The sequence below is a fragment of the Sphingomonas sp. NY01 genome (assembly GCF_038809135.1).
GTDB lineage: Bacteria > Pseudomonadota > Alphaproteobacteria > Sphingomonadales > Sphingomonadaceae > Sphingomonas > Sphingomonas carotinifaciens.
The window spans coordinates 2,822,622-2,846,627 of the sequence record NZ_CP101722.1 but is presented as its reverse complement, the minus strand read 5'-3'; the positions used below and the strand labels follow the sequence as shown (position 1 = coordinate 2,846,627).

The 24,006-nt window shown below is 68.4% G+C and carries 19 protein-coding genes; 10 read left to right on the top strand and 9 right to left on the bottom strand.

Features of this window, described 5'->3' with window-relative positions; translation table 11 throughout:
- Positions 1–123: 123 nt before the first annotated feature.
- Entirely contained in the window at positions 124–1,107 is a 984-nt protein-coding gene (locus tag NPJ82_RS13805; protein ID WP_240313400.1) for a sugar phosphate nucleotidyltransferase, read from the bottom strand.
- A gap of 237 nt (positions 1,108–1,344) precedes the next feature.
- Here NPJ82_RS13805 and NPJ82_RS13800 point away from each other — a divergent pair, with 237 nt between their 5' ends.
- The 3 genes from NPJ82_RS13800 (at position 1,345) to NPJ82_RS13790 (ending at position 5,638) form a co-directional block, all read left to right on the top strand.
- On the top strand, positions 1,345–2,733 hold the full coding sequence (locus NPJ82_RS13800; RefSeq protein ID WP_149681030.1) for a TIGR03013 family XrtA/PEP-CTERM system glycosyltransferase: 1,389 nt from the start codon (positions 1,345–1,347) through the stop codon (positions 2,731–2,733).
- Between the two features lie 67 nt (positions 2,734–2,800).
- Positions 2,801–4,825: a tetratricopeptide repeat protein gene (locus tag NPJ82_RS13795; protein WP_342657703.1), complete on the top strand. Its 2,025-nt coding sequence runs from the start codon at positions 2,801–2,803 to the stop codon at positions 4,823–4,825.
- A gap of 9 nt (positions 4,826–4,834) precedes the next feature.
- Positions 4,835–5,638, top strand: coding sequence for an ATP-binding protein (locus NPJ82_RS13790; RefSeq protein WP_112381313.1), 804 nt, complete (start codon positions 4,835–4,837; stop codon positions 5,636–5,638).
- 119 nt (positions 5,639–5,757) lie between these two features.
- On the opposite strand, the gene NPJ82_RS13785 is transcribed toward NPJ82_RS13790, so the two are convergent.
- Positions 5,758–7,539 carry an ABC-F family ATP-binding cassette domain-containing protein gene (locus NPJ82_RS13785; protein WP_342657702.1) on the bottom strand — a complete coding sequence of 594 codons (1,782 nt, stop codon included), beginning with the start codon at positions 7,537–7,539 and terminating at the stop codon, positions 5,758–5,760.
- 132 nt (positions 7,540–7,671) lie between these two features.
- On the opposite strand from NPJ82_RS13785, the gene NPJ82_RS13780 reads away from it, so the two are divergent.
- Genes NPJ82_RS13780 through NPJ82_RS13770 form a run of 3 tightly spaced genes read left to right on the top strand, consistent with a single transcriptional unit; the run spans position 7,672 to position 10,072 of the window.
- Positions 7,672–7,983 (top strand): hypothetical protein, encoded by a 312-nt coding sequence (locus NPJ82_RS13780; protein WP_112381311.1) that lies wholly within the window; start codon positions 7,672–7,674, stop codon positions 7,981–7,983.
- A gap of 27 nt (positions 7,984–8,010) precedes the next feature.
- Positions 8,011–8,685 (top strand): response regulator transcription factor, encoded by a 675-nt coding sequence (locus NPJ82_RS13775; RefSeq protein WP_112381310.1) that lies wholly within the window; start codon positions 8,011–8,013, stop codon positions 8,683–8,685.
- Positions 8,686–8,704: 19 nt separating this feature from the next.
- On the top strand, positions 8,705–10,072 hold the full coding sequence (locus NPJ82_RS13770; RefSeq protein ID WP_267351720.1) for a HAMP domain-containing sensor histidine kinase: 1,368 nt from the start codon (positions 8,705–8,707) through the stop codon (positions 10,070–10,072).
- 36 nt (positions 10,073–10,108) lie between these two features.
- On the opposite strand, the gene NPJ82_RS13765 is transcribed toward NPJ82_RS13770, so the two are convergent.
- Complete coding sequence (locus tag NPJ82_RS13765) at positions 10,109–11,107, bottom strand: LLM class flavin-dependent oxidoreductase (RefSeq protein WP_342657701.1); 999 nt, start codon at positions 11,105–11,107, stop codon at positions 10,109–10,111.
- Positions 11,108–11,157: 50 nt separating this feature from the next.
- Positions 11,158–13,473, bottom strand: coding sequence for a S8 family peptidase (locus NPJ82_RS13760; protein ID WP_342657700.1), 2,316 nt, complete (start codon positions 13,471–13,473; stop codon positions 11,158–11,160).
- Positions 13,474–13,608: 135 nt separating this feature from the next.
- Here NPJ82_RS13760 and NPJ82_RS13755 point away from each other — a divergent pair, with 135 nt between their 5' ends.
- From NPJ82_RS13755 to NPJ82_RS13740, 4 genes are all read left to right on the top strand, one after another.
- A complete protein-coding gene (locus tag NPJ82_RS13755) occupies positions 13,609–14,271 on the top strand; it encodes a pyrimidine 5'-nucleotidase (protein WP_112381307.1) in 663 nt (220 codons plus the stop codon).
- A 3-nt stretch (positions 14,272–14,274) separates the two neighbouring features.
- On the top strand, positions 14,275–15,102 hold the full coding sequence (gene dapD / locus NPJ82_RS13750) for a 2,3,4,5-tetrahydropyridine-2,6-dicarboxylate N-succinyltransferase (protein ID WP_342657699.1): 828 nt from the start codon (positions 14,275–14,277) through the stop codon (positions 15,100–15,102).
- Positions 15,103–15,189: 87 nt separating this feature from the next.
- On the top strand, positions 15,190–16,155 hold the full coding sequence (gene glpX / locus NPJ82_RS13745; RefSeq protein ID WP_342657698.1) for a class II fructose-bisphosphatase: 966 nt from the start codon (positions 15,190–15,192) through the stop codon (positions 16,153–16,155).
- Complete coding sequence (locus NPJ82_RS13740) at positions 16,155–16,850, top strand: CPBP family intramembrane glutamic endopeptidase (protein WP_342657697.1); 696 nt, start codon at positions 16,155–16,157, stop codon at positions 16,848–16,850. Before glpX ends, NPJ82_RS13740 begins: the two co-directional genes overlap by 1 nt.
- A gap of 196 nt (positions 16,851–17,046) precedes the next feature.
- Here the strand turns inward: NPJ82_RS13740 and NPJ82_RS13735 are convergent, their stop codons facing one another.
- The 5 genes from NPJ82_RS13735 to NPJ82_RS13715 all read right to left on the bottom strand — a co-directional run bounded on the left by NPJ82_RS13735 (position 17,047) and on the right by NPJ82_RS13715 (position 23,645).
- Positions 17,047–17,808: an ABC transporter permease gene (locus NPJ82_RS13735; protein ID WP_149681021.1), complete on the bottom strand. Its 762-nt coding sequence runs from the start codon at positions 17,806–17,808 to the stop codon at positions 17,047–17,049.
- On the bottom strand, positions 17,805–18,752 hold the full coding sequence (locus NPJ82_RS13730) for an ABC transporter ATP-binding protein (RefSeq protein WP_112381302.1): 948 nt from the start codon (positions 18,750–18,752) through the stop codon (positions 17,805–17,807). Before NPJ82_RS13730 ends, NPJ82_RS13735 begins: the two co-directional genes overlap by 4 nt.
- A gap of 31 nt (positions 18,753–18,783) precedes the next feature.
- Positions 18,784–19,410 (bottom strand): DsbA family protein, encoded by a 627-nt coding sequence (locus NPJ82_RS13725; RefSeq protein ID WP_342659025.1) that lies wholly within the window; start codon positions 19,408–19,410, stop codon positions 18,784–18,786.
- 56 nt (positions 19,411–19,466) lie between these two features.
- On the bottom strand, positions 19,467–20,813 hold the full coding sequence (locus NPJ82_RS13720) for a M48 family metalloprotease (RefSeq protein ID WP_112381301.1): 1,347 nt from the start codon (positions 20,811–20,813) through the stop codon (positions 19,467–19,469).
- 156 nt (positions 20,814–20,969) lie between these two features.
- Positions 20,970–23,645, bottom strand: coding sequence for a ribonuclease E/G (locus NPJ82_RS13715; RefSeq protein ID WP_342659024.1), 2,676 nt, complete (start codon positions 23,643–23,645; stop codon positions 20,970–20,972).
- Positions 23,646–24,006 lie beyond the last annotated feature (361 nt).

Below are 24,006 nucleotides of genomic sequence, written 5' to 3'. Positions count from 1 at the left end.
TCCAAAATGTCCCCGGCCGGCTCCGGCCGGTCGGGGATGTTGCAGGCGCCAGCCGAACGAAAAAGGGGCCGGAGGATCATTCCTCCGGCCCCTTTCTTGTTGCGGATGTCCGCGGGGAAAAGACTAGCGCTTCATGGCTTCCAGCAGGCGCTTGACCTCCTGGCTGCGTCCGCGCGGCAGGATCAGGATATCGTCGCCGCTGGCCACCACGATCAGGTCGGAGACGCCGATCGCCGCGACGCGCACCCGGTCGGTGCGGATCAGGCAGTCCTTCGTATCGACCGCGATCACCTCGCCGCGGTGCGCGTTGCCGAAGCCGTCCAGGTCGCTGATCGCGTGAAGCGCGTCCCAGCTGCCGACGTCGTTCCAGCCCATGGTGACGGGCACCACCGCGACCCGCTCGGCCTTTTCCATGACCGCATAGTCAATCGAGTCGGACGGGCAGGTGGCAAAAGCCTCCGCATTGGGATGGATGCGTGTTCCCTCACGCAGCGCCGACCCCATCGCCTTTTCGGCGGACACCAGCATTTCGGGGGCGTGCTGGGCAAGCGCCTGGAGATACATGTCGGCGCGGAACAGGAAGATACCGCCGTTCCAGACATGGTCGCCCGAAGCCAGCATCGCCTCGGCTCGCTCGCGCCGGGGCTTCTCGACGAAGCGGGCGACCTTGTGGACGCCGGTGCCGATCGCATCGCCAACCTGAATCCAGCCATAGCCGGTTTCCGGCGAGTCCGGGGTGATGCCGAAGGTGACGAGCCATCCATTGGCCACCAGCGGGAGCGCGGCGTCGATCGCGCGGTGGAAGGCGTCGACATCGGCGATGACGTGGTCGGACGGCATGACGAGCAGCGCATCCTCCGGCCGTGCGGCCAGGGCGGCGAGTGCGATCGCCGGCGCGGTGTTGCGCGCCATCGGCTCCAGGATCAGCGCCTGGGGCGGTGCACCGGCAGCCGTCAACTGATCCTCGACCAGGCTGGCGTGACGCGCACCCGCCACCACGATCGGCGCGGCATAACGGTCGCCCTGCGCGCGCTTGGCGGTGAGCTGAAGCATGGTGTCGTCCGCGGTCAGCGGCAGCAATTGCTTGGGCATCTCCGGCTTGGACATCGGCCATAGGCGCGTGCCCGACCCGCCGGACAGGATCACCGGAACGATCATGCTTTGCATCTTTTCCCTTTCGACGGCGCGCCGCAGATCGCGGGCGCTTTTATATCGTCAATAGCGCTCAACGCCCATCTTCACGCTTCGTTGTCGAATATATGCAAAAATCCTGTTGATTGCCAAATGGGTCGGACCGTCACCCCGTTGGGCGAACATCATCCGGCGGCGTGACATGGGAGCGTGATGGTTCGGCTGTTCAAACATTACGTGTCGCACGTCGTGCTGTTGCTCGGGTGCATCGACTTCCTGCTGCTCGTTCTATGCGCGGAATTGGGCTGGATCATCCGTGCGCGGCAGATCGGCATGGCGGTGGAGCCCTTGTCGACCCGGCTGTTCCAGCTGGCCAGCTTCGCGATCCCGCTGCAGGTCGCGCTGGTCGCCGTCGGGGCTTACGGCGCGGCCTCCTTCCTGTCGCTGCGGTTCGCCGCGGCGCGGCTGTCGGTGGCCGTGTCGCTGGGCGTGATCCTGTTGTCGCTGATCTTCTTCTTCCTGCCTTCGCTCAGTTTCTGGCGGTCGAACCTGTTCTACGCGATGATGCTCGCCATCCCGACGCTGGTGATGGTGCGGGCGCTGCTGGGCCGGACGCTGGGCGGCGACCTGTTCAAGCGGCGCGTGATCGTGCTGGGCGCGGGCGCGCGGGCGGCGCAGTTGACGGCACTGGCCGAACAGCCGGGCGCCCGCTTCGTCGTCGCCGACGTGATCGCCATGGGGGAGCCCAATCCGGTACTCCATCGCACCACGCCGCGGGACACCATTCCCAATCTGGCAGCGCATGTAATGGACCGGAATGCCGGCGAGGTCGTGCTGGCCCTGGAGGAGCGGCGCAACGCCCTGCCGTTCAAGGATCTGTTGCGGGTGCGGACGACGGGCGTGCGGGTCAGCGAGATATCGAGCTTCCTGGAGCGCGAAACGGGGCGCATCGACCTGAAGACGGTGAGCCACAGCTGGCTGATCTTCTCGGACGGCTTTGCCAGCGGCCGGATGGTGTCCGGTGTCGTCAAGCGCGTGTTCGATGTCGTCGTCAGCCTGATCCTGCTGGCGGTGACGTTGCCGGTGATGCTGCTGGCCGCGATCGCGATCAAGCTGGAGTCGAAAGGCCCCGCCCTGTACCGGCAACAGCGTATCGGGCTGTACAATCAGCCCTTTCATATCCTGAAGCTGCGTTCGATGCGCCAGGATGCCGAAGTGGGCGGTCAGGCGGTCTGGGCCGAGAAGGACGATCCGCGGATCACCCGGATCGGGCGCTTCATCCGCAAGGTGCGGATCGACGAACTGCCGCAGACCTGGACCGTGTTGAAGGGCGAGATGAGTTTTGTCGGCCCCCGGCCCGAACGCCCTTCCTTTGTAAGCGAACTGGAACGCGAACTGCCCTTCTATGCCGAGCGGCATATGGTGAAGCCGGGTATTACCGGCTGGGCGCAGATCAATTATCCCTATGGCGCGTCGATCGAGGATGCGCGGCACAAGCTGGAATATGACCTGTATTACGCCAAGAATTATTCGCCGTTTCTGGACGCGCTGATCCTGTTGCAGACGCTGCGCGTGATCCTGTGGCCCTCGGGCGCACGCTGACCGGGATGACGGTCACGCCTGTGTATAGCCGTGCGCGGGGCGCCGATGTACGACGGCGCCCAGAGCCATGAGTGAACCCCGTCCATCCCGCTATCCGCTGTTGCGTGGCCGCCGCCGGGCGCTGGGAGGGCGTCGTGCCTGGCGCCCCGGCCCCCGGTTGCGTCTCGGCATCGTGCTGGTCGCGGCCCTTGTTGTGCTGGGCGGGGTGGTGTCGCTGGCGCTGCGACCGGCCCCCCCGTCGGCGGATCAACTGTTTGCGCGGTCGCTGGCCGCGCTGGAGCGGGGCAACATCCATGCCGCCTATGCCGATGCGCAGGCCGCGGCGCGTGCGGCACCGCAGGCGGGCATCGTGCAGGCGGTACTGGCCCGGACACTGATCGACCTTGGCGAAGGCGCGGCTGCCGAGGCGGCGCTGGACCGGGCGGTCGCGGTCGGTTTTCCAAACGGGCGCCTGCATCAACTGCGCGCCGCCGCCAGCCTGTTGCAAGGCGATCCCGATGCCGCCCTGGCGCATGTCGCGCAGGCCGAACCGGCTTATGCCGATTATGCCTTGCGGGTTCGCGCACGCGCCCTGGCCGCCAAGGGGCAGGGTGCCGCCGCACAGGCGGAACTGGTCGATCTCCTCTCTCGATCACCGGGCGATGCGGCGGCCTGGGCCGATCTTGGGCGTATCCGGCTGAGCGCGGGCGAGGTCGGCGGAGCCGCGGCGGCGGCGGCGCAGGCGGTGCGTATGGCGCCGCGTGACCCGGCGGCGCTGACCCTGCAAGGCGAGGTGGTGCGCAGCCGCTACGGTCTGGTCGCGGCATTGCCGTGGTTCGAGGCGGCACTGCGTTCGGATGCCTATTACCATCCCGCCTTGATCGAATATGCCGGCACGCTTGGCGATGCCGGGCGGGCGACCGATGCCCTCGCTGCAACGCGGCGCGCGCTGGTGTCGCGGCCGGGCAGCCAACAGGCCTATTATCTGCAAGCCGTGATCGCGGCGCGCGCCGGCAACCGGGTATTGGCGCGGCGATTGCTGCAACTGACCGGCGGGGTCATCGGCAACACACCCGGCGTGATGCTGCTGGACGGGGCGCTCGCCTTTGCCGACCGGCAGGACGAGCAGGCCGCGGGCATCTGGCGCCGGCTGGTCGCCGCGCAGCCGATGAACGTTACCGCGCGACGCCTGTTGGCGAACGCGCTGTTGCGCTCGGGCGACGCGGCGGGCGCGCTGGACGTGATCAGGCCGATCGTGCTGCGCGGCGACGCCGATGGCTATGCCCTGCGGCTGGCGTCGCGTGCCAGCGCGGCGCTGGGCCAGCAGGCGCAGGCGGCGCAACTGCTGGACCGGGCGGCATCCGGCCAACGTGGCCCGTCGACCATCTTCCAGAGTGCCGATGCGCTCGGGGCATTGCAGGCGGAGGCCTCGCGCGCGGCGGGCGATCCCACCTATGCGCTGGGCGTGATCCGTGGCCTGGCGAGCGGCGGCAACCTGCCGCAGGCGGTTGCGCAGGCGCGGGCATTGGTGGCCGCGGCACCCGGCGCCCCCGCGGCGCAACTGGCCTACGGGGATACGCTGGCGGCATCGGGCCGCTATGCCGAGGCGGTCGCCGCCTATGGACGCGCGGCCGATCTGAGCTTCGACGAACCGGCCCTGCTGCGCCTGCTCGATGCATATGGTTGTTTGAACCGTCCCCGCGACGCCGCCGCGACGCTTGCCCTGTACCTGTCTCAAAACCCGCAAAGCATTGTCGGGACGCGCATTTTGGGTGGCTGGCAGTTGGGCGGGGGTGAGGTCGGGGCGGCGATCGAGACGCTGGAGGGGGTGCGGGCGGCGGCAGGGGATCGCGAAGCGGGACTTTTGGCCGATCTGGCAAGGGCTTATGCTCTGATCGGCGAAGGGGCGGTGGCGCGGATCTATGGCCGTGCGGCCTATGCACTGGCGCCGATGAGCGCGGCGGTGACGGACGCTTACGGCGTCGCCCTGATCGCGGCGGGGGACAGGAACGGCGCCCGGCAGTTGCTCGACAAGGCGGTCGCGCTGGCGCCGGGGGACGCGGCGATCCGGGCGCATCGGGCAGAGATTGGCGGGGCCGCCGCAGCCCGCTAGGAGGCGGGGATGATCGATCCCCTGGACCGTATCGCCGCTGCGCTGGAGCGGCTGTCTCCACCGCCGGCGCCCGATGCCGACCTGCTGGCCCACCCGGCCTATTTGTGGCGGGACGGCGCGCTGAGCGCCGCGCGCGCCTTCGATCCCCTGCCGCTCGACCTGATGCTGGGCGTGGAGCGGCAAAAGGCGGCGCTGTTGGCGAATCTGGAGCGGCTGGCGGCGGGGCATGCGGCGCAGGACGTGCTGCTGTGGGGTGCGCGCGGGACGGGCAAGTCGGCGCTGGTGAAGAGCGCGGTGGGCGCGGTGCAGGCCGCAGGCGGGCCGCTGGCGCTGGTCGCGGTGGACGCCCTTGCCAGCCTGCCGCGGCTGTTCGACCGGCTGGGTGGGCAGAACCGCGCCTTTGCGCTGTTCCTGGACGATCTGGGCTTTGACGAGCCGGGCGAGGCACGCGTGCTGCGCTCGCTGCTGGATGGCGGGACCGAGGCGCGGCCCGCCAATGTCCGCCTGCTGGTGACGGCGAACCGGCGGCATCTGGTGTCGCGCGACCTGAGCGAGCAGGACAGTGCGATCAACCCGCGCGACGTGGTGGACGACCAGCTGGCGCTGTCGGACCGCTTCGGGCTCAGCCTGGGGTTCCATGTGCTGGACCAGGACGGTTATCTGGCGATCGTGCGCGCCTATGCCGCGCGGTACGCTTTGCCGTTCGACGGGGCGGAGGCGGTGAACTGGGCGACGCGGCGGGGTAGCCGGTCGGGGCGCGTGGCGTGGCAATATGTGGTCGATCTCGCGGGGCGCGAGGGGCGGGCGGTTTAGGGGGAGCGGCTTTTGCGGCTGTCTCTCGATACACCGTCTCGATACGCGGCTTTGCCGCTACTCGACGGCTACTCGAGACGAACGGATTGGGTTGGAAGTGCGACGGGGCGCCGGGCCGATCAGCCCAGTGCCTCCACCTGTTCAGCCAGTTCCAGCCAGCGCATTTCGGCTTCGTCCTTTTCTTCTCTGGCCTTGCCGATCGCGGCGGACAGGCGGGCGAAGCCGGCGGGGTCCTTGGCGTAGAAGTCGGGATCGGCGAGCCTGGCCTCGTCGCGGGCGATGCCCGCCTCGATCTCCTCGATCCGGCCGGGCAGCAGGTCGTAGTCGCGCTGGTCCTTGTAGCTGAGCTTGGTGCGCGCCTGCACCGGGGCGGCGGGGGCCGATATGGCCTTGGCGGCAGGCTTCTTGCCCTCGGTGCGCGGCTTGCGCTTGGCGACCCAGTCCTCATAGCCGCCGGCGACGACGTCGATCGTGCCCGAGCCGTCGAGGCCGAGCGTCACGGTGACGGTGCGATCGAGGAAGTCGCGGTCGTGGCTGACGATCAGCACGGTGCCGTCATAGTCGCCGATCACCTCCTGCAGCAGATCAAGCGTTTCGAGGTCGAGGTCGTTGGTCGGCTCGTCGAGCACCAGCAGGTTGGATTCGCGGGCGAACTCGCGCGCGAGCAGCAGGCGGGAGCGTTCGCCGCCGGACAGCGTGCCGATCCGCGCCTCCGCCAGGCTGGGGTCGAACAGGAACTCCTTGAGATAGCCGTGGACGTGCTTGCGGACCCCGCGCACGTCGATCCAGTCGCCGCCGTCCGCCAGCACCTCGCGCACGCGCTTTTCCGGCGCCATCAGGCGGCGTTGCTGGTCGATGATGACGCCGTCCAGCGTCCTGGCCAGCTTCACCTCGCCCTCGTCGGCCTGGATCTCGCCGGTGAGCAGGCGGAGCAGCGTCGTCTTGCCGGCGCCGTTCGCCCCAACGATGCCGATGCGGTCGCCGCGCGTCACCTTCAGGCTGAAATCCTTGATGACGGTGCGGTCGCCATAACGCTTGGTGACATGCTCGGCCTTGATGACCTCCTTGGTCTTCACGTCGTCCGACGCGATGCCGAGCTTGGCGGCCCCCTGCGGCCCGATCATCGCGGCGCGGGTGGCGCGCATCTGGTGCAGCTTTTCGAGGCGGCCCTGGTTGCGCTTGCGCCGGGCGGTGACGCCGCGGTGGAGCCAGTGTTCCTCGATCTTCAGCTTGGCGTCGAGCTTCTCGGCGGCGCGGGTCTCCTCGGCATAGACCGCCTCGGTCCAGGCGTCGAAGCCGCCGAAGCCGACCTCGTTGCGGCGCAGATTGCCGCGGTCGAGCCACAGCGTCGAGCGGGTGAGGCGGGTCAGAAAGGTGCGGTCGTGGCTGATGACGATAAAGGCGCCGGTGAAGCGCTTCAGCCAGTCCTCCAGCCATTCGATCGCGGCGAGATCGAGATGGTTGGTCGGCTCGTCGAGCAGCAGCACGTCCGGGTTCATCGCCAGCGCGCGCACGATCGCGGCGCGGCGACGTTCGCCCCCGGAGGCGGTGGCCGATTCGCGCGACAGGTCGATGCCGAGCTGGTCGGCGATCGCCTCGGCCTCATGGGGCTGGGGCGCGTCGTTGCCGGACAGGACGTAATCGCGCAGCGTGGGAACGCCGGTCAGGTCCGGTTCCTGTTCGAGATAAACGACATGCGTGCCCGGCACGAGCGTGCGGCGTCCCTCGTCCGAATCGAGAATGCCGGCGATCAGCTTTAACAGCGTCGACTTGCCCGCGCCGTTGCGGCCGATCAGCGCGAGCCGGTCGCGTTGGCCGACATGGATGTCGAGGTGGCGGAAAAGCCAGCCGGAACCCTGGATGACGCCAAGGTCTTCGAACGAGAGAACGGGTGCTGCCATGATGCACCGCCACGTAAGCGCCCGCCCGGAACCGGGCAAGTTGTCATGCGCTTTTGCGGGCGCGCCCCGGCACCGACATTGCCCCCGCGCTCATTCAGAGGGTGTTCAACGCATGCGGGCTATGCCAACTCCATGAAGATGACCGTCCTCCTGGCACTGTTGGCCGCAAGCCCCGCACTGACGGCACCGGTGATGGCACAGGCCCCGGACCAGCGGCGGGGCGACCAGATGAAGGCATTGCAGGCACGCAAGCAGGGGCGCATCCTGCCCATGCCCGAAATCGAGAAACGCGTCCTGCCCCAGATGGAGGGGGCGCAATATCTCGGCTTCGACTTCGACGCGAGCGCGGCGATCTATACGATGAAGTTCCTGCGCAACGGCACGGTGATCTGGGTCGAGGTCGATGCACGATCCGGCCAGATCGTCGGCCGTACCGACCGCTGACCCCATTTCCCAAGGAGACCCACATCGATGCGCGTTCTGATCGTCGAGGACGAACCCCATCTCGGCCAGCAGTTGAAGAATACGCTGGAGGGCGCCGGCTATGCCATCGATCTGGCAACCGACGGCGAGGAAGGCCATTTCCTGGGATCGACCGAAAGCTATGACGCGATCGTCCTCGACCTGGGCCTGCCCGAGATCGACGGGCTGACGGTGCTGGACCGCTGGCGCAAGGAGGGCAAGACCACCCCGGTGCTGGTGCTGACCGCGCGCGACAGCTGGTCCGACAAGGTGGCCGGGCTGGATGCGGGGGCAGACGATTATGTCGCCAAGCCGTTCCAGACCGAGGAGCTGATCGCGCGGCTGCGTGCGCTGATCCGCCGCGCGTCGGGCAATGCCTCGTCCGAGCTGACCGCGGGCGATGTGCGGCTGGACACGCGCAGCGGCAAGGTGACGCGCGCGGGCGAGCCGGTGAAGCTGACCGCGCAGGAATACAAGCTGCTCAGCTACCTCCTGCACCACAAGGGCAAGGTGGTGAGCCGCACCGAGCTGATCGAGCATATCTACGACCAGGATTTCGACCGGGATTCGAACACGATCGAGGTGTTCGTGACGCGCATCCGCAAGAAGCTGGGCCAGGACGTGATCACCACGATCCGCGGGCTGGGCTATAGCCTGGAAGATCCGGAGGGCGCCGCCGCCTGAGGCGGGACGGCCGACACGCATGACGGACGCGGACCCTCCCAAACGGAAATGGCGCACGGGATCGCTGTCGCGCCGCATGATCCTGATCTCTGCGGCGTGGATCTCGGTGCTGCTGGCGGGCGGCGGCTTCGCGCTGGACCGCGTGCTGACCAGCGCGGTGACGCAGAATACCGACAACCAGCTGCAATATATCCTGAAATCGCTGCTGGTCGCGGCCGAGATCGGCCCGGACGGCGAGGTGATCTTCGGGCGCGATTTGGTGGGCGATCCGCAGTTTCTGGAGCCCTATTCAGGCCTGTACTGGCAGATTTCGGCGCCGGGCAAGGAGGTGTTCCCCTCGCGCTCGCTGTGGGACCGGCAACTGGCCTATGGCGCTCCGCATGACGACAAGGGCATCCATACCTATACCAGCAACCAGTTTCCCGATCAGAAGCTGAGGATCGTCGAGCGCGACGTGAAGCTGCCGGGATCCGACGTTCGCTGGCGGTTCCAGGTCGCACAGAGCCGGGAAGGGCTGGACGCGCAGATCGCGTCGCTCCGGCGCACGCTGGTCCGCAGTTTCGCGCTGCTTGGCCTGGGGCTGGTGGTGCTGGCCTGGTTGCAGACCTTTTACGGGCTGTGGCCGCTGCACCGGGTGCGGCAGGAGATTGCGCGGATGCGCGCCGGGCAGGCCAACCGGATCTCGTCGGAGATGCCCAGCGAAGTGGCGCCGATGGTCGAGGAACTGAACGCGCTGATCGAACATAATGAGCGGCAGGCGGAAGAGGCGCGGCGCCACGCGGGCAATCTGGCCCATGCGCTGAAGACGCCGCTGACCGTCATCATGAACGCGGCGACCGCGCAGGCCGATGATCTGGCGGATACGGTGGTGCGCGAGGCGCGGACGATGCGGCGGCAGGTGGACCATCATCTGGCGCGGGCACGTGCGGTCGGGCGGCGCGGGTCGGCGCACAGCCGGGCCGAGGTGTGGCCCAGCCTGGAGTCGGTGGAACGCGCGGTGGCGCGCCTTTACCGCCATGTGCGCATCGACGTGACGGGCCCGAAGGACCTAGCGGTGCATGTCGAGCGGCAGGATCTGGACGAGCTGCTCGGCAACCTGATCGAGAATGCCGCGAAATATGGCGGCGGCAGCGTGTTCGTGACCGTGGGGGCCGAGGCCGGCTATGTCGAGTTCCTGATCGAGGACGATGGCGCGGGGATCGCGGAGGCGGATCGCTTGCGTATCTTCGATCGCGGGGTGCGGCTGGACAGCGGCAAGCCGGGCACCGGGCTGGGGCTGGCGATCGTGCGCGACGTGGCGGAAATCTACGAGGGCACGGTCAGTTTGGAGGAAAGCGAGGACCTGGGCGGGTTGATGGTGCGGCTGCGCCTGCCGGCGGCGGCCTGAACCCCGCCGGCCCCAACCCATCGAAAGGGCGGTGTATCACGCCGCCTTGGCGAGATCCTGGGCGACCTCGGCGGCGATCGCGATCGAGCGCTTGCGCGCCTGATGGTCGTAGATCGCACTGGTCACCATCACCTCGTCCACCTGCGTGCGCTCGACAAAGGCGGCAAGCTGACGCGCGACGGTCGCGGGGCTGCCGGTGGCGGAGCAGGACAGGACCTGGTTCAGCACGGCGGCGCCCTGCGGCCCCAGGCTGTCGCGATAGCCGGCGACGGGGGGCGGCAGGCGGCGCGGGTTGCCGGTGCGCAGGGCAATGAACGCCTGTTGCTGCGAAGAGGCGAGATATTCGGCCTCTTCGTCCGTATCGGCGGCGAAGATGTTGAAGCCGGCCATGGCATGGGGTCTGGCAAGCGTCGCGGAGGGGCGGAACTCGCGCCGATAGACGCCAAGCGCCTGATCGAGTGCGTCGGGCGCGAAATGCGAGGCAAAGGCATAAGGCAGGCCGAGCGCGGCGGCGAGTTGCGCGCCGAACAGGCTGGAGCCGAGGATCCACATTTGCGGGCTGGCACCGGCACCGGGGGTGGCGGTGATGCCGGTCTGGCCGTCATCGGCAAAATAGCTTTGCAGTTCGAGGACGTCGCGGGGGAACGCGTTGGGGTCGCTGTCGAGGGTGCGGCGCATGGCGCGGGCGACGCGCTGGTCGGAGCCGGGGGCGCGGCCGAGGCCGAGATCGATGCGGCCGGGGAAGAGCGCGTCGAGGGTACCGAACTGTTCGGCGATGACGAGCGGGGCGTGGTTGGGCAGCATGATGCCGCCCGCGCCGATGCGGATGGTGCGGGTGGCGGCGGCGACATGGGCGATCACCACCGCGGTCGCGGCCGAGGCGATGCCCTCCATGCCGTGATGCTCGGCTACCCAATAGCGTTGATAGCCGAGCGATTCGGCATGGGCGGCGAGGTCGGCGGCATTGGCCAGCGATTGCGACACGGTGCCACCTTCGACGACGGGCACCAGATCGAGCAGGGAAAGACGGGTCATGCCTCAGCAGATGGGAAGCGCGGCCGCCGCTCGCAAATAAAGAACGGCTATCAAAGGCCGAAGGCCCAGCGCAGTGCGAGCCCGTAATCGTCGGGAAGTGCGGCGATATTGCCGGGATCGCGGCGCCAGAACAGGTTGGTGTGAAGGTCGCCGGGACCGAGCGGCAGGGTATAGCGCGCCTCCATGTCGATCTCGCGGCCGGTGGGGGCGAGATTCAGGCGCTGCACGGTCCAGGCGGATACGCCCGCACCGGCATAGTCCCAGCCGGTGGGCAGGCGATAGTCGATGCCGCCCCGCGCTACGCGCAGCGGCTGGGCGACACGCAGGCCGAGCGAGTCGCGGCCGAAGATGCCGGCCTTGCCGATGTCGGCGGCGAAGGCGGTGGTGCGGAGGCGGGCGGTGCCGGCAAGGCCATGGCGTGCGCTGGCGTGCGTCCAGCCCTGACGCCATGTCGCGCCCAGCGTCCAGCCATCCGCATTCCGCCAGCGCGCGGTGGCATCGGCGAACCAGCTCGTCGCGCCCATGCCGCCCAGCCCCGGCCCGAAACGGGCGCCGAGCAGCGTGTCGCCTTCCATCAGGCGGCTGGCGGTGAGGGTCGTCAGGAGATCGCCGAAGCGGCGGTCGAGGGTCAGCGCGGCGCGGTCGTAGCGGCTGCGGTTCCAGCCGTCGGCGACGGGGCGGAGCGCATCGCAGCGGGTGAGGACCTGCCCGCTGTCGATCGCGGCGGTGATGCCCAGGCCCTGCCATGCCTGGCGGATGGCACCGGTACCACGGGCGACGCTGTCGAAGCCCATCGAGCCGGCAGGCGCGATCAGGAAGGCGGGTTCGGCCTGACCGGTAAGCTGGGCGGTCAGCGCCCCGCCGCCGCTGCCGAAACCGAAACCAAACGACAGCGAACGGCCGAGCGCCTGCGTGACGGTGCCGGCGATGGCGCGGGCGCCCTGCGCGTCGGTGACGGTGAGGTAGCTGGGACGCAGCAGCACGTCGCCGCGTGGACCTTGCGGCGCGAGCGTCATCGACACGGTGGTGCCGCCGGCCTGCATGCCGACCGCGCGAACGCGGTGCAGGAGCGCGGGAGCGAGGCCGGGGGCGGGCGCGGCGCGGCTGATGCCATGGGCGAGATCGGTGGCGAAGGCGCGACCATAGCCGTCGAGGATCACCGCGCCGAGCCCGGCGCTGCGCGCGTCGCCCATCGGGGCGGACAGGACGGCGTTGTTGCCGAACGAAACCGCCGCCGCCGTTCCCGCCACGCTGGTGCCGCCGACCGGCTGGAATGCGGCGGACAGGTTGAGGATGCCGCGGCCATAAACGGCGTCGATGCCGGCGGCGCCCGCATCCTGCGCGGTCCGGTAGAGAATGTCGACGATCTGCGCGCCCGTCAGGTTCGGAAACGCCTGGGCGAGCAGCGCGACGGCGCCCGAGATCTGCGGCGCGGCAAAGGACGTGCCCGACCAGAGGAACAGGGTACCGGTCTCGTCGGGCGCGCGCACCTGTTCGCCGACCGCGGACAGGAAATGCGGCGCGCTGGAGCCGGCAAGATTGGTAAAGGTCGAAATGGTCCCGGTGGCACCGACCGAGCCGGCGATGATCACCTGATTGCGCGCATTCGCATTGTCGTTGGCGATCTGCGCGAACAGGTCGGGGTCGTTGGCGCCGTCATTGCCAGACGCGATGACGACGACGATTCCCGCCGCCGTGGCCCGGTTGATCGCGGCGACGAGGCCGGACGGCATTGCCGAGCTGCCGCCGAGCGAAATGTTGACGACCCGCGCACCCGCGCTCCGTGCGGCATCGAGGCCGCGGGCGATGGCGCTGGTCGGGAACTGGCATCCGGTCGAATCGGTCCCTGTGTCCTGGGTGGCGCAGCTTCCCGGCTGGTCGGCGCGCAACACGATCAGGGACGCATCGAAGGCGACGCCGTGCGTGCCGGCGCCATTGCGCCGGCCGGCGGCGGTGAAGGCGACCGCGGTGCCGTGGCCATCCTCGTCATCAACGGTGCGGGTGCTGGCGACGTCGGTGGAGGCAGCGGCGATGCGGCCGGTGAACTCGGCCGAATCCAGATCGATGCCGCTGTCGATGATGCCGATGCCGATGCCGGCACCCGTCGCGCCGCGGTTATACGCAGCGAGTGCGTTCATGGATATGGCGCCGACCGTCGCGCGGTATTCGGCGGTGTCGTAGTTGATGGTCGGGGAGGGGGCCGGCGTAGGGGCGGGGGCGGGCGTCGGGGCAGGCGTTGGCGTCGGGGCCGGGTTGGCGACCGGCGGCGCGGGGTTGCTGCCGATCCCGCCACCGGCGCCGCCACAGGCCGCGAGCAGGCCGGCCAGGCCGATCGCGGAACCGTGCCGCCAGTTGCGCTTCATCATTGCCTAATGATCCCCCAAATCCGCGACGCCGAATATGTCTACCGGGCCAAATAGTTCTACCGGGTTTGTAGAGGGTTAAAAGAGGCCGGCGGCGCGCGCTTGCCCCGTCGCACCCGCAGCTTTAAGCGTCCGCCGATGCTGGCGCGCCTATCCCATATCGACTGCTGGATCTTTGATCTGGATAACACGCTCTATCCGGCGCGCGCGAACCTGTTCGCCCGTATCGATGCCCGGATGACGGCGTTCATCGCCGATCTGCTGGGCGTGGACGAGACGGAAGCGCACCGCGTGCAAAAGGCCTATTTCCATGGTCATGGCACGACGCTGGCGGGGCTGATGGCGGATCACGGCGTCGATCCGCACGCGTTCCTGGCCTATGTCCACGATATCGAGATGGACGTGCTGGAGGCGGATGCCCCGCTGGCCGCCGCCATCGCGCGGCTGCCGGGGCGCAAGCTGGTCTTCACCAACGGCGATACGCCCTATGCGCTGAAGGTGCTGGACCGGCTGGGACTGGGCGGAAGTTTCGAGGCGGTGCACGACATCCATGCCATGGACCTGGTGCCAAAGCCGCATCCGTCCGCCTATGCCGGCCTGTGCGCCGCGTTCGACATCGACCCGACCCGCGCGATCTTCTTCGAGGACATGGCGCGCAACCTGGCCCCGGCCAAGGCGATCGGGATGACCACCGTGTGGGTCGACAACGGATCGGAGCAGGGGCCGGGCGAGGACCGCAGCTTCATCGATTTCACCACCGCGGCGCTGGCGCCGTGGCTAGACAGCATATTGGAGGATTGACGCATGAGCCAGGATCTGGCCGCCACCATCGACGCCGCCTGGGAAGACCGGGCGACCCTGGGCTTCGACACCGCGGGCGAGGTGCGCGTGGCGGTGGACCGCGCGCTGGCGCTGCTCGACAAGGGTGAGGCGCGCGTCGCCGAGCCCGACGGCGCGGGCGGCTGGCGCGTCAACCAGTGGCTGAAGAAGGCGGTGCTGCTGTCCTTCCGCCTGAACGACAATGTGCTGATCGACAATGGGCCGGGCGCCGGCCACTGGTTCGACAAGGTGCCGTCCAAGTTCAGCGGCTGGTCGGAAGCGGAGTTCCGCGCCGCCGGCTTCCGCGCGGTACCCGGATCGGTGGTGCGTCGCGGCGCGCATGTCGCCAAGGGCGCGATCCTGATGCCGAGTTTCGTCAATATCGGCGCGCATGTCGGCGAGGGCACGATGGTCGACACCTGGGCGACCGTCGGAAGCTGCGCGCAGATCGGCCGGAACGTCCACCTGTCGGGTGGTGCCGGCATCGGCGGCGTGCTCGAGCCGCTGCAGGCCGATCCGGTGATCATCGAGGACGGCGCGTTCATCGGTGCGCGCGCCGAAGTGGCCGAGGGCGTTCGCGTCGGCGAGGGCGCGGTGCTGTCGATGGGCGTGTATCTGGGCGCATCGACCAAGATCATCGACCGGGAGACGGGCGAGGTCTTCCGCGGGGCCGTGCCGCCCTATGCGGTGGTGGTGCCGGGCACGACGCCGTCGGTGGACGGCAAGCCGGGCCTGTACTGCGCGGTGATCGTCAAGCGGGTGGACGCGCAGACCCGGTCCAAGACGAGCATCAACGACCTGCTGCGCGACTGACGCGAAGGCTTGCCACCCCGCCCTGGCGGGCCTATCTCTGAACATGTAAAACATGTTCAACGGCTAGGCCCAGCCCAGGGGAATTCCATGACCGCGACCGCCAGCAACGTCCTCGACCGCGTCCTCGTTCTCGAAATGGTGCGCGTGACGGAGGCGGCGGCGATCGCCGCCTCCACGCTTACCGGCCGCGGCGATGAAAAGGCCGCCGACGCCGCCGCCGTGGAGGCGATGCGCGCCGCGCTCAACGAACTCGACATGGACGGCACCGTGGTGATCGGCGAGGGCGAGCGCGACGAGGCGCCGATGCTGTTCATCGGCGAGAAGGTGGGCACCGGCAACGGCCCGGCGATCGACATCGCCCTCGATCCGCTGGAGGGCACCACTATCTGCGCCAAGTCCGGCCCCAACAGCCTGGCCGTGCTGGCGATCTCGGAAGGCGGCGGGCTGCTCAACGCGCCCGACGTCTATATGGACAAGATCGCGGTCGGCCCCGGCTATCCAAACGGGGTGATCGACCTGGACCGCAGCCCGACCGAGAATGTGAAGGCGATCGCGTCGGCCAAGGGTGTCGAGCCGAAGGACATCATCGCCTGCGTCCTCGATCGGCCGCGCCACGAGGCGCTGATCGCGGAGCTGCGCGGTATCGGCTGCGGCGTGGTGCTGATCGGCGACGGCGACGTGGCGGGCGTGATCGCGACCAGCGACCCCGACACGACGATCGACGTTTATATGGGATCGGGCGGCGCGCCCGAGGGCGTGCTGGCCTGCGCCGCGCTGCGCTGCGTGGGCGGGCAGTTCAAGGGCCGCCTGCTGTTCCGCAACGATGACGAGATTGCGCGCGCCCACAAATGGGGTGTCAGCGACCTGAACAAGCAGTACGACCTGACCGAGCTGGCGCGCGGCGACTGCATCTTTGCCGCCACCGGGGTGACCGACGGGTCGCTGCTGGAGGGCGTGAAGCGTAAGGGCAAGGTGATGACGACCGAAAGCGTCGTCATGCGTGCCTCGTCCGGTACGGTACGCTGGGTGAAGGGCGAGCATCGCATCGGTTGATGCTGCTGCCGGGGGCGCTGCTGGCACTGGTGCTGGCGGCGCAGGTCTGGTTCCTGCGCGGCCGGTCGCGGGGGGCGGCGGGGCGGTATCGGCGGTGGCTGATCCGCGCGCCGCTGGCGATGCTGGTGCCGGCGCTGGTGGCGCTCGCCGCGCTGGGGCGGCTGGATGCGCTGTGGCGGTTTCCGCCCGAGTTCATGGCGCTGCGTGCGCTGCTTCCGTCGATGGAGGCGACCGCGGTCGCGATCGGCAGCCTTGCCGGGGTGACGGGCGGCCTTTCCATCATCGCGTTACGCGCGCGGTTCGGACGGCCTTTGCCGGCGGCGTTGCGGGGGATGATGCCGGCACCGGGCGAGCGGGGCTGGGCCGCGCTGGTCGCGGCGATGGCCGGGGTGGTCGAGGAACCGCTCTACCGGCTGGTGCTGCCCTTGCTGGTGACGATGCTCGGCGGCAGCGCGGTGGTGGGATTTGCCGCCGCGGCGATCGTGTTCGCGCGGGCGCACCGCTATCAGGGGATACGCGGGATGGCGTTGTCGGGCAGCTTCGGGCTGGTGCTGGCGGGGCTGTACGTACTCAGCGGGCAATTGTGGCTGGTGGTGGTGTTGCACGCGCTGAACAATGCCGGGGCGCTGGTGGTGTGGCCGGCGGTTGCTGGGGCGCGGGGAGCGGCATCCACCACAGCCGTTCGTCTCGAGTAGCCGTCGAGTAGCAGCAAAGCTGCGTATTGAGATGAACAGGTGAACATGCTCCCAGCATGTTCACCTGTTCATCGTATCGAGAGACACATCCCCGCATGTGGCGATGTCTCGATACAAGCTCTCGATACGCAGCTTCGCTGCTACTCGATCTTTACTCGACACGAACGGATAAACTCATGTTTTCGTTCGCAAGACGTCAGCTTTTCAGGCGCCAGCCGGTCCTGAAGATCCAGGTGATCCATGCAAGGCACGCCAGCAGGAACAATGCGGTGACGCCAAGGCTGATGCCCAGCGCCACGTCGGCGGTGCCGAAAAACGTCCAGCGGAAGCCGTTGATGAGGTACACGACCGGGTTGAACAGCGTGATCGTGCGCCATGGTTCGGGCAGGATGGTCACCGAATAAAAGGCGCCGCCGAGAAAGGTGAGGGGGGTGACGACGAGCAGCGGGATGACCTGCAACTGTTCGAACCCCTTCGCCCAGATGCCGATCGCGAAGCCGAACAGGCAGAAGGTGGCGGCGACCAGCACCAGATAGGCGAGCATGGCCACCGGATGTGCGATGGGCAGGTCGACGAACAGATGCGCCGTCGCCAGGATGACGAGGCCGATCACCACCGACTTGGTGGTCGCCGCCCCGACATAGCCGAGGATCGTCTCCATCGGCGACAGGGGCGCGGACAGTAGCTCGTACATGGTGCCGGTGAATTTGGGCATGTAGATGCCCAGCGACGCATTCAGGATGCTTTCCGAGAAGATCGCGAGCAGCATCAGCCCCGGCACGATGAAGGCGCCGTAGGGCACGCCTGACACCTCCGTCATCCGGCTGCCGATCGCGGAGCCGAAGACGATGAAATACAACGACGTGGTGATGACCGGGACCATCAGGCTGGTCCAGATGGTGCGGCCGAAACGCGCCATTTCGAAGCGATAGATCGCCCAGATACCGTGCAGGTTCATGCGGCTTGCTCCTCGGCGCGGCGGCCTTCGACCAGATCGACGAAGATGTCCTCCAGGCTGGACTTGAAGGTTTCGAGGTCGGTGAAGGCGATATCGAGTTCCTGAAGACGGCGGAGCAGCGAGGGGATGCCGGTGCGCTCGCCGCGCGCGTCGAAGGTGTAACGCAGGCGACGGCCTTCATCCTCCAGCGCCGGATGCCATTCGGCGAGTTCGGCGGGCACGCTGGTCATGGGTTCGGCCAGCGTCAGCACCATTTCCCGCTTGCCCAGCTTCTGCATCATCGCGGTCTTGTCCTCGACCAGCAGCAGGCGGCCCTTGGTGATGACGCCGACGCGGTCGGCCATCTCCTCGGCCTCCTCGATATAATGCGTCGTCAGGATGATGGTGGTGCCGCGTTCGCGCAGGCGGTGGACCAGCTTCCACATGTCGCGGCGAAGCTCGACATCGACGCCGGCGGTGGGCTCGTCCAGGAACAGGATGTCGGGTTCGTGCGCCAGCGCCTTGGCGATCAGCACGCGGCGCTTCATGCCGCCCGACAGTTCGCGGATCTTGGCGTGGCGCTTGTCCCACAGCGACAGGTCGCGCAGCACCTGTTCGATATGCCCGGCATGGCCCGAGCGGCCGAACAGCCGGCGGCTGAAGGTGACGGTGGCGAGCACGGTTTCGAACTGGTCGGTCGCCAGCTCCTGCGGCACGAGGCCAAGGACGCGGCGTGCGGCCTTGTAGTCGCGCACCGCATCATGGCCGGCGACGGTGATCGTGCCGGTCGACGGCGTGACGATGCCGCAGACGATCGAGATCAGCGTCGTCTTGCCCGCGCCATTGGGCCCGAGCAGGGCGAAGATCTCGCCGCGCCGGATGTCGAGATCGACCGGGTGGAGCGCGGTGGTGCCGCCGGCATAGGTTTTTCCCACGCCGGCAATGGACAGGATCGTATCGGTCATGTCGCTGTTTTGCCGCCTTTAAAGAGGTCGGTCACCGCCGGGCGTCGGCAATGGCCTTTTGCAGTTCCTCTAGCGGAAGCGCACCGGAAAGAACACGGCTCCCGACGATCCAGGCAGGCGTGCCGTTCAGCCCCAGGCGGCCGGCGGTTTCCATGTTGCGGACGATCTCGGCATCGGCGGTGGGGGTGAAGGCGGCGAGCTTGCCGGTATCGACGCCCGCGGTGCGCGCCGCGGCCGCGATCGAGGCGTCGGTGACCTGGCCACCGGCGTAGAGGGCATCGTGAAACGCCTGGAACTTGCCCTGCGCGGCGGCCAGCAGGCTCATGCGTGCGGCGTTGCGGCTCGACTCGGCGAGGATCGGCAACTCGCGGTAGACAATGCGCAGTTTGGGATCGGCATCGGTCAACTGCTTGAGCAGGGGCAGGCTGGCGCGGCAATAACCGCAATTATAGTCGTAATATTCGACCAGCGTGACATCGCCCTTCGGGTTGCCGCTCCAGGCGCTGCCGAACGGTTTGGTCACCTGATCCGCCACTTGGGCGACCGCCTTGCCCGATTCGCGTTCCTGCAACCGGGCCATCGCCTCCGGGATCACTTCCGGATGTTCGAGCAGATAGGCGCGCACGTCGGTTTCGCCCCGCGTCTGGACCAGGAGCATGCCGAGCGCGCCGACCGCCAGGCCGAGCGCGGCGACGAGCGCCAGAACGAGGCGGTTCAACGGCGGCGCTTCCGGGTGGTGTCGGCGGCGTCCTGCGATGTCATGGCAATGTCCTGCGCCCTGATCCAGTCGGGCGTGTTGGAGGGGATGTTGGCGAGCGCGTAGCGCGCGCTCTGGATGGCGGTGCGGGTGTCGCCCATCATGCTGGCACGCTCCGCCGTGGCGAGGGCGGCGCGCGCGGTGTCGCCGGTCTGCTCATAGGCGGTGCCGAGCTGCACCCAGGCGAACGGATTCTGGTCGTCGCGCTGGGTGGCGATGCGCAGGACCTTGATCGCCTCGGGCAGATGCTGCTTCTGTTCGGTGGCGATCAGCGCATGGCCGAGCGTGGTGGCGATCAGCGGATTGTTGCGCGACCCCTCGGTCGCGGCGCGAAGCGGGGCCAGTGCCGCCTCCGGCTCGCCCGCTTCCAGCAGGATCTGGCCGCGGATTTCCTGGAAATAGGGGTCGTTCGGATCCTTGACCATCAGGGCGCGGCTCTCGGCATCGGCTTTGTCCGGGTAGCCGGCCTTGTGATAGGCATAGGCGCGCGCATAATGGGCATAGACCGACTGGTCGGCGGCCGGGAAGGCGTTGAGCGTGGACGCGGGCGTGCCGACATAGCCCTGCAGCTTGGCCTTCACCCGCCGGAAGCGCTCCTCCAGCGGCCCGTTGACGGGGGCGTTCCACGAGGGGGCGGCCTGAAGATCGGCGGTCAGCGTCGCGATGCGCGTGCCGGACAGCGGGTGGGTCTGCGCGAACGGATCGATATTGGTGTAGCCGTAGCGGAATTCCTGGTTCTGCAGCTTCTTGAAGAAGCTCAGCATGCCCTTGCCGCTGATCCCGGAGGTGGTGAGATAGCGCGCACCGGCGGCGTCCGCGCTCGACTCCTGCGTGCGGGTATAGCCCAGCACCTTGCCCATCGCTGCCTGCTGGCCGAGCGCCATCATGCCGGCGCCCGCCTCGCCGCTGCCTGCCGCCATGGCGGCCAGCCCCAGCACCATCGAGAGCAGATACATGCCCATCGCGGGCTTCATCGCCTGATCGGCAAGGACGACATGGCCGTCGGCGATATGGCCCAGCTCGTGCGCGATGACGCCCTGTACCTCGTTGGCGTTGTCCGCCGCGGCGATCAGGCCCGAATGCACGTACACCGTCTGGCCGCCCGCAACGAAGGCGTTGATCGACCCGTCGTTGATCAGGACGATGCGCACGTCGCGCGGCGACAGCCCCGCCGCCTTGATCAGCGGCGCGGACATGTCGGCGAACATCGCCTCCGTTTCCGCATCGCGCAGGATCGACTGGGCGGCCGCGGGCTGCGCGAAGGCGAGGACCGAAAGGGTGAAGGCGGCGAGGAGACGCTTCATGGGCGTGATTATCGTGACCTTGGGGGCGCGCGGCAACCTGCTTTGCGAAGCGGCGTGCATGGGCGGGGGCGGATGAACCGCAGCGGAATGAGAAACGCCCGCCATTCCGGGGGGAATGGCGGGCGTCTCGTCATCATCTGTCGGCGTGTCGGCCTGTCAGGCGCCGAACGTCCGCTGCCACCAGCCGCGGCGCGGCGTATCGGTGGTGTCCTCGGCCGCGGCCGGCGCCGCCGGTGCGGCATCCGCTGCGTCCGGCTGGACCTCGGCTGCGACCGGCTCGGCGGGAGCCAGCGTCGCGGCGGCAGAAGGGCCCTCGTCGGCGGCATCGGCGACGGGCGCCTCCACCTTCTTCTTGCGGGTGCGCTTCGGCTTGGGGGCGGGCGCCTCCTCGACGACGGGGGCTTCGGCCGGAGCCTCCTCCACCTTCTTCTTGCGCGTCCGCTTCGGCTTGGGCGCGGGCTCCTCGGCTGCGACCGGCTCGGCGACGGGCGCCGGCGTCGCAACCGTTTCCTCGGCTGCGGCCGGGGCGGTCGCGGCGCGGGCACGCGGGCGGCGACGCGTCTTGGGGGCGGGGGCCTCCTCAACGGCGGGCGCTTCCTCGGCGACCGGCTCCGGCTCGGCGACCGGCAGCGGCTCCGGCAGGGCGTCGGCGATCGGCGGGGCCGCTTCGGGCTCCGCTTCCGGTTCGGCAGTGTCGGCGACGGGCTCGTCCGCCTGCACCTCGACCGCTGCCTCGCCGCGGTTGCCACGACCACGACGGCCGCGACGGCCACGACGACGGCGACCTTCGCCGCCCTCGGCCTCGGCTACGGGCTCGGCGTCCTGGGTATCGGCCTCGACCGCATCGACATCCTCGGCCTGCTCGGCTTCGTCGGTGTCGACCGCCTCGTCCTCGCCCTCGGCTGCCTCGTCCTGCTGGCCCTCGTCCTGACCGCGACCGCGACGTCCGCGACGACGGCGGCGGCGCTTGCGACCATTGCCTTCGCCCTCGCCCTGCTCGGCCCGCGGGCGCGCTTCCTCGGCGCGCTCCTCGACCTCTACCTCGTCCTCTTCTTCCTCAATCTCATCGATCAGGTCGCTGTCGTCTTCCTCGACCGGCAACAAAGCATCGATGCGCGGCGGATGCGCCGGCGGCGGACCGGACGCTTCGACCGACATGCGCGCGCCCTCTTCCTCGCGATCGGGCAGGATCTCGACGGAGACGCCGTAGCGTTCCTCGATCTCGGCGATGTCGGCGCGCTTCTTGTTGAGCACGTAGACGGCGGCTTCCTGGCTGGCGCGCAGCGTGAGGATCGAGCCGCGGCCGCGGGCGGCCTCGTCCTCGATCAGGCGCAGCGCCGACAGGCCCGAGGACGAGGCGGTGCGGACGAGGCCGGTGCCCTCGCAATGCGGGCACTGGCGGGTCGATGCCTCCAGCACGCCGGTGCGCAGGCGCTGGCGGCTCATTTCCATCAGGCCGAAGGACGAGATGCGGCCAACCTGGATGCGGGCGCGGTCGTTCTTCAGCGCCTCCTTCATCGCCTTCTCGACCTTCCGGACATTGGAATGATTGTCCATGTCGATGAAGTCGATGACGACGAGGCCGGCCATGTCGCGCAGGCGAAGCTGCCGCGCGATCTCCTGTGCCGCCTCAAGGTTCGTCGCCGTGGCGGTCTGCTCGATATTATGTTCGCGGGTGGAGCGGCCGGAGTTGATGTCGATCGAGACCAGCGCCTCGGTCGGGTTGATGACGAGATAGCCACCCGATTTCAACTGGACGACGGGATTGTACATCGCCGCCAACTGATCCTCGACATGCGCGCGCTGGAAGAGCGGCACGGCATCGGCATATTGCTTCACGCGGCGGGCATGCGCCGGCATCAACAGGCGCATGAAGTCCTTGGCGTGGCTGTATCCTTCCTCGCCCTCGACGATCACTTCCTCGATTTCGCGATTATAGATGTCGCGGATCGCGCGCTTGATAAGATCGGAGTCGCCATAGACGAGCGCGGGTGCCGACGAGGTCAGCGTCTTTTCGCGAATACCGTCCCACAGGCGGGCGAGATAGTCGAAGTCGCGCTTGATCTCGGTCTTGGTGCGCTGAAGCCCGGCGGTGCGGACGATGCAACCCATCGACGAGGGGAGCGCCAGATCGGCCATGATCGACTTCAGCCGCTTGCGATCGGCCGCGTTCGAGATCTTGCGGCTGATGCCGCCGCCATGGCTGGTGTTGGGCATCAGCACGCAGTAGCGGCCGGCGAGCGACAGATAGGTGGTGAGCGCCGCACCCTTGTTGCCGCGCTCTTCCTTTACGACCTGGACGAGCAGCACCTGACGGCGGCGGATCACGTCCTGAATCTTGTAGCGGCGGCGCAAGGACTGGCGACGCGCCCGCAGCGCCTCGACCTGGTCGTCGTTGACGGTCGCCTTTTTCGGGCGCGGCGCATCCTCGCCCTCTTCGCCTTCGCTCAGATCGGCGTCGTGGTCGCCCGGCTCATGGTCGTGATCGTCCTCGCCGTCGAAATCCTCGTCATCCTCGGCGTCGAGTTCGGCGCGCAGGGCAGCTTCCTCGGCGGCATGCTCGGCCTCTTCGCGGAGCAGCGCCTCGCGATCCTCCTTGGGGATCTGGTAGTAATCGGGGTGGATTTCCGAAAAGGCGAGGAAGCCGTGGCGGTTGCCGCCGTAATCGACGAACGCCGCCTGCAGCGACGGCTCGACGCGGGTCACCTTGGCGAGATAGATGTTGCCCTTGAGCTGCTTGCGCTCGGCGGACTCGAAATCGAACTCTTCGATGCGGTTATTCTTGACGACCGCCACCCGGGTCTCTTCCCGGTGGCGTGCGTCGATCAGCATACGCGTGGTCATTATATGGTCTCCACGCGCGCGCCGGGCCTGTGGGCTGCCGTCGCGCGCGGTAAATGGGTGCGGCGGCGCGGGGCGCCGGGTCGCAACGATGTAGGCGGAATGTGTCTGCGCGCTGCGCCTGCCCGGTGGGAGTTCCGGGCGCGACCCACGACGCCGCGACCCCGCCGGCAAAAGCCGATCGGTCAGCGTAGTGGGGCAATTGCGGCATGCGAGCGTCAACCTGGTTGGCCGCGACGGGAAATCGCGCGGGCCGTGATACCCCCTTCGGTGCCGGAAAACGGCGTGACCCAAGGGTGCAAATCGGAGGCTAGCATCTCCGCGATATGACCGCAACCGGAACGATTCGGCC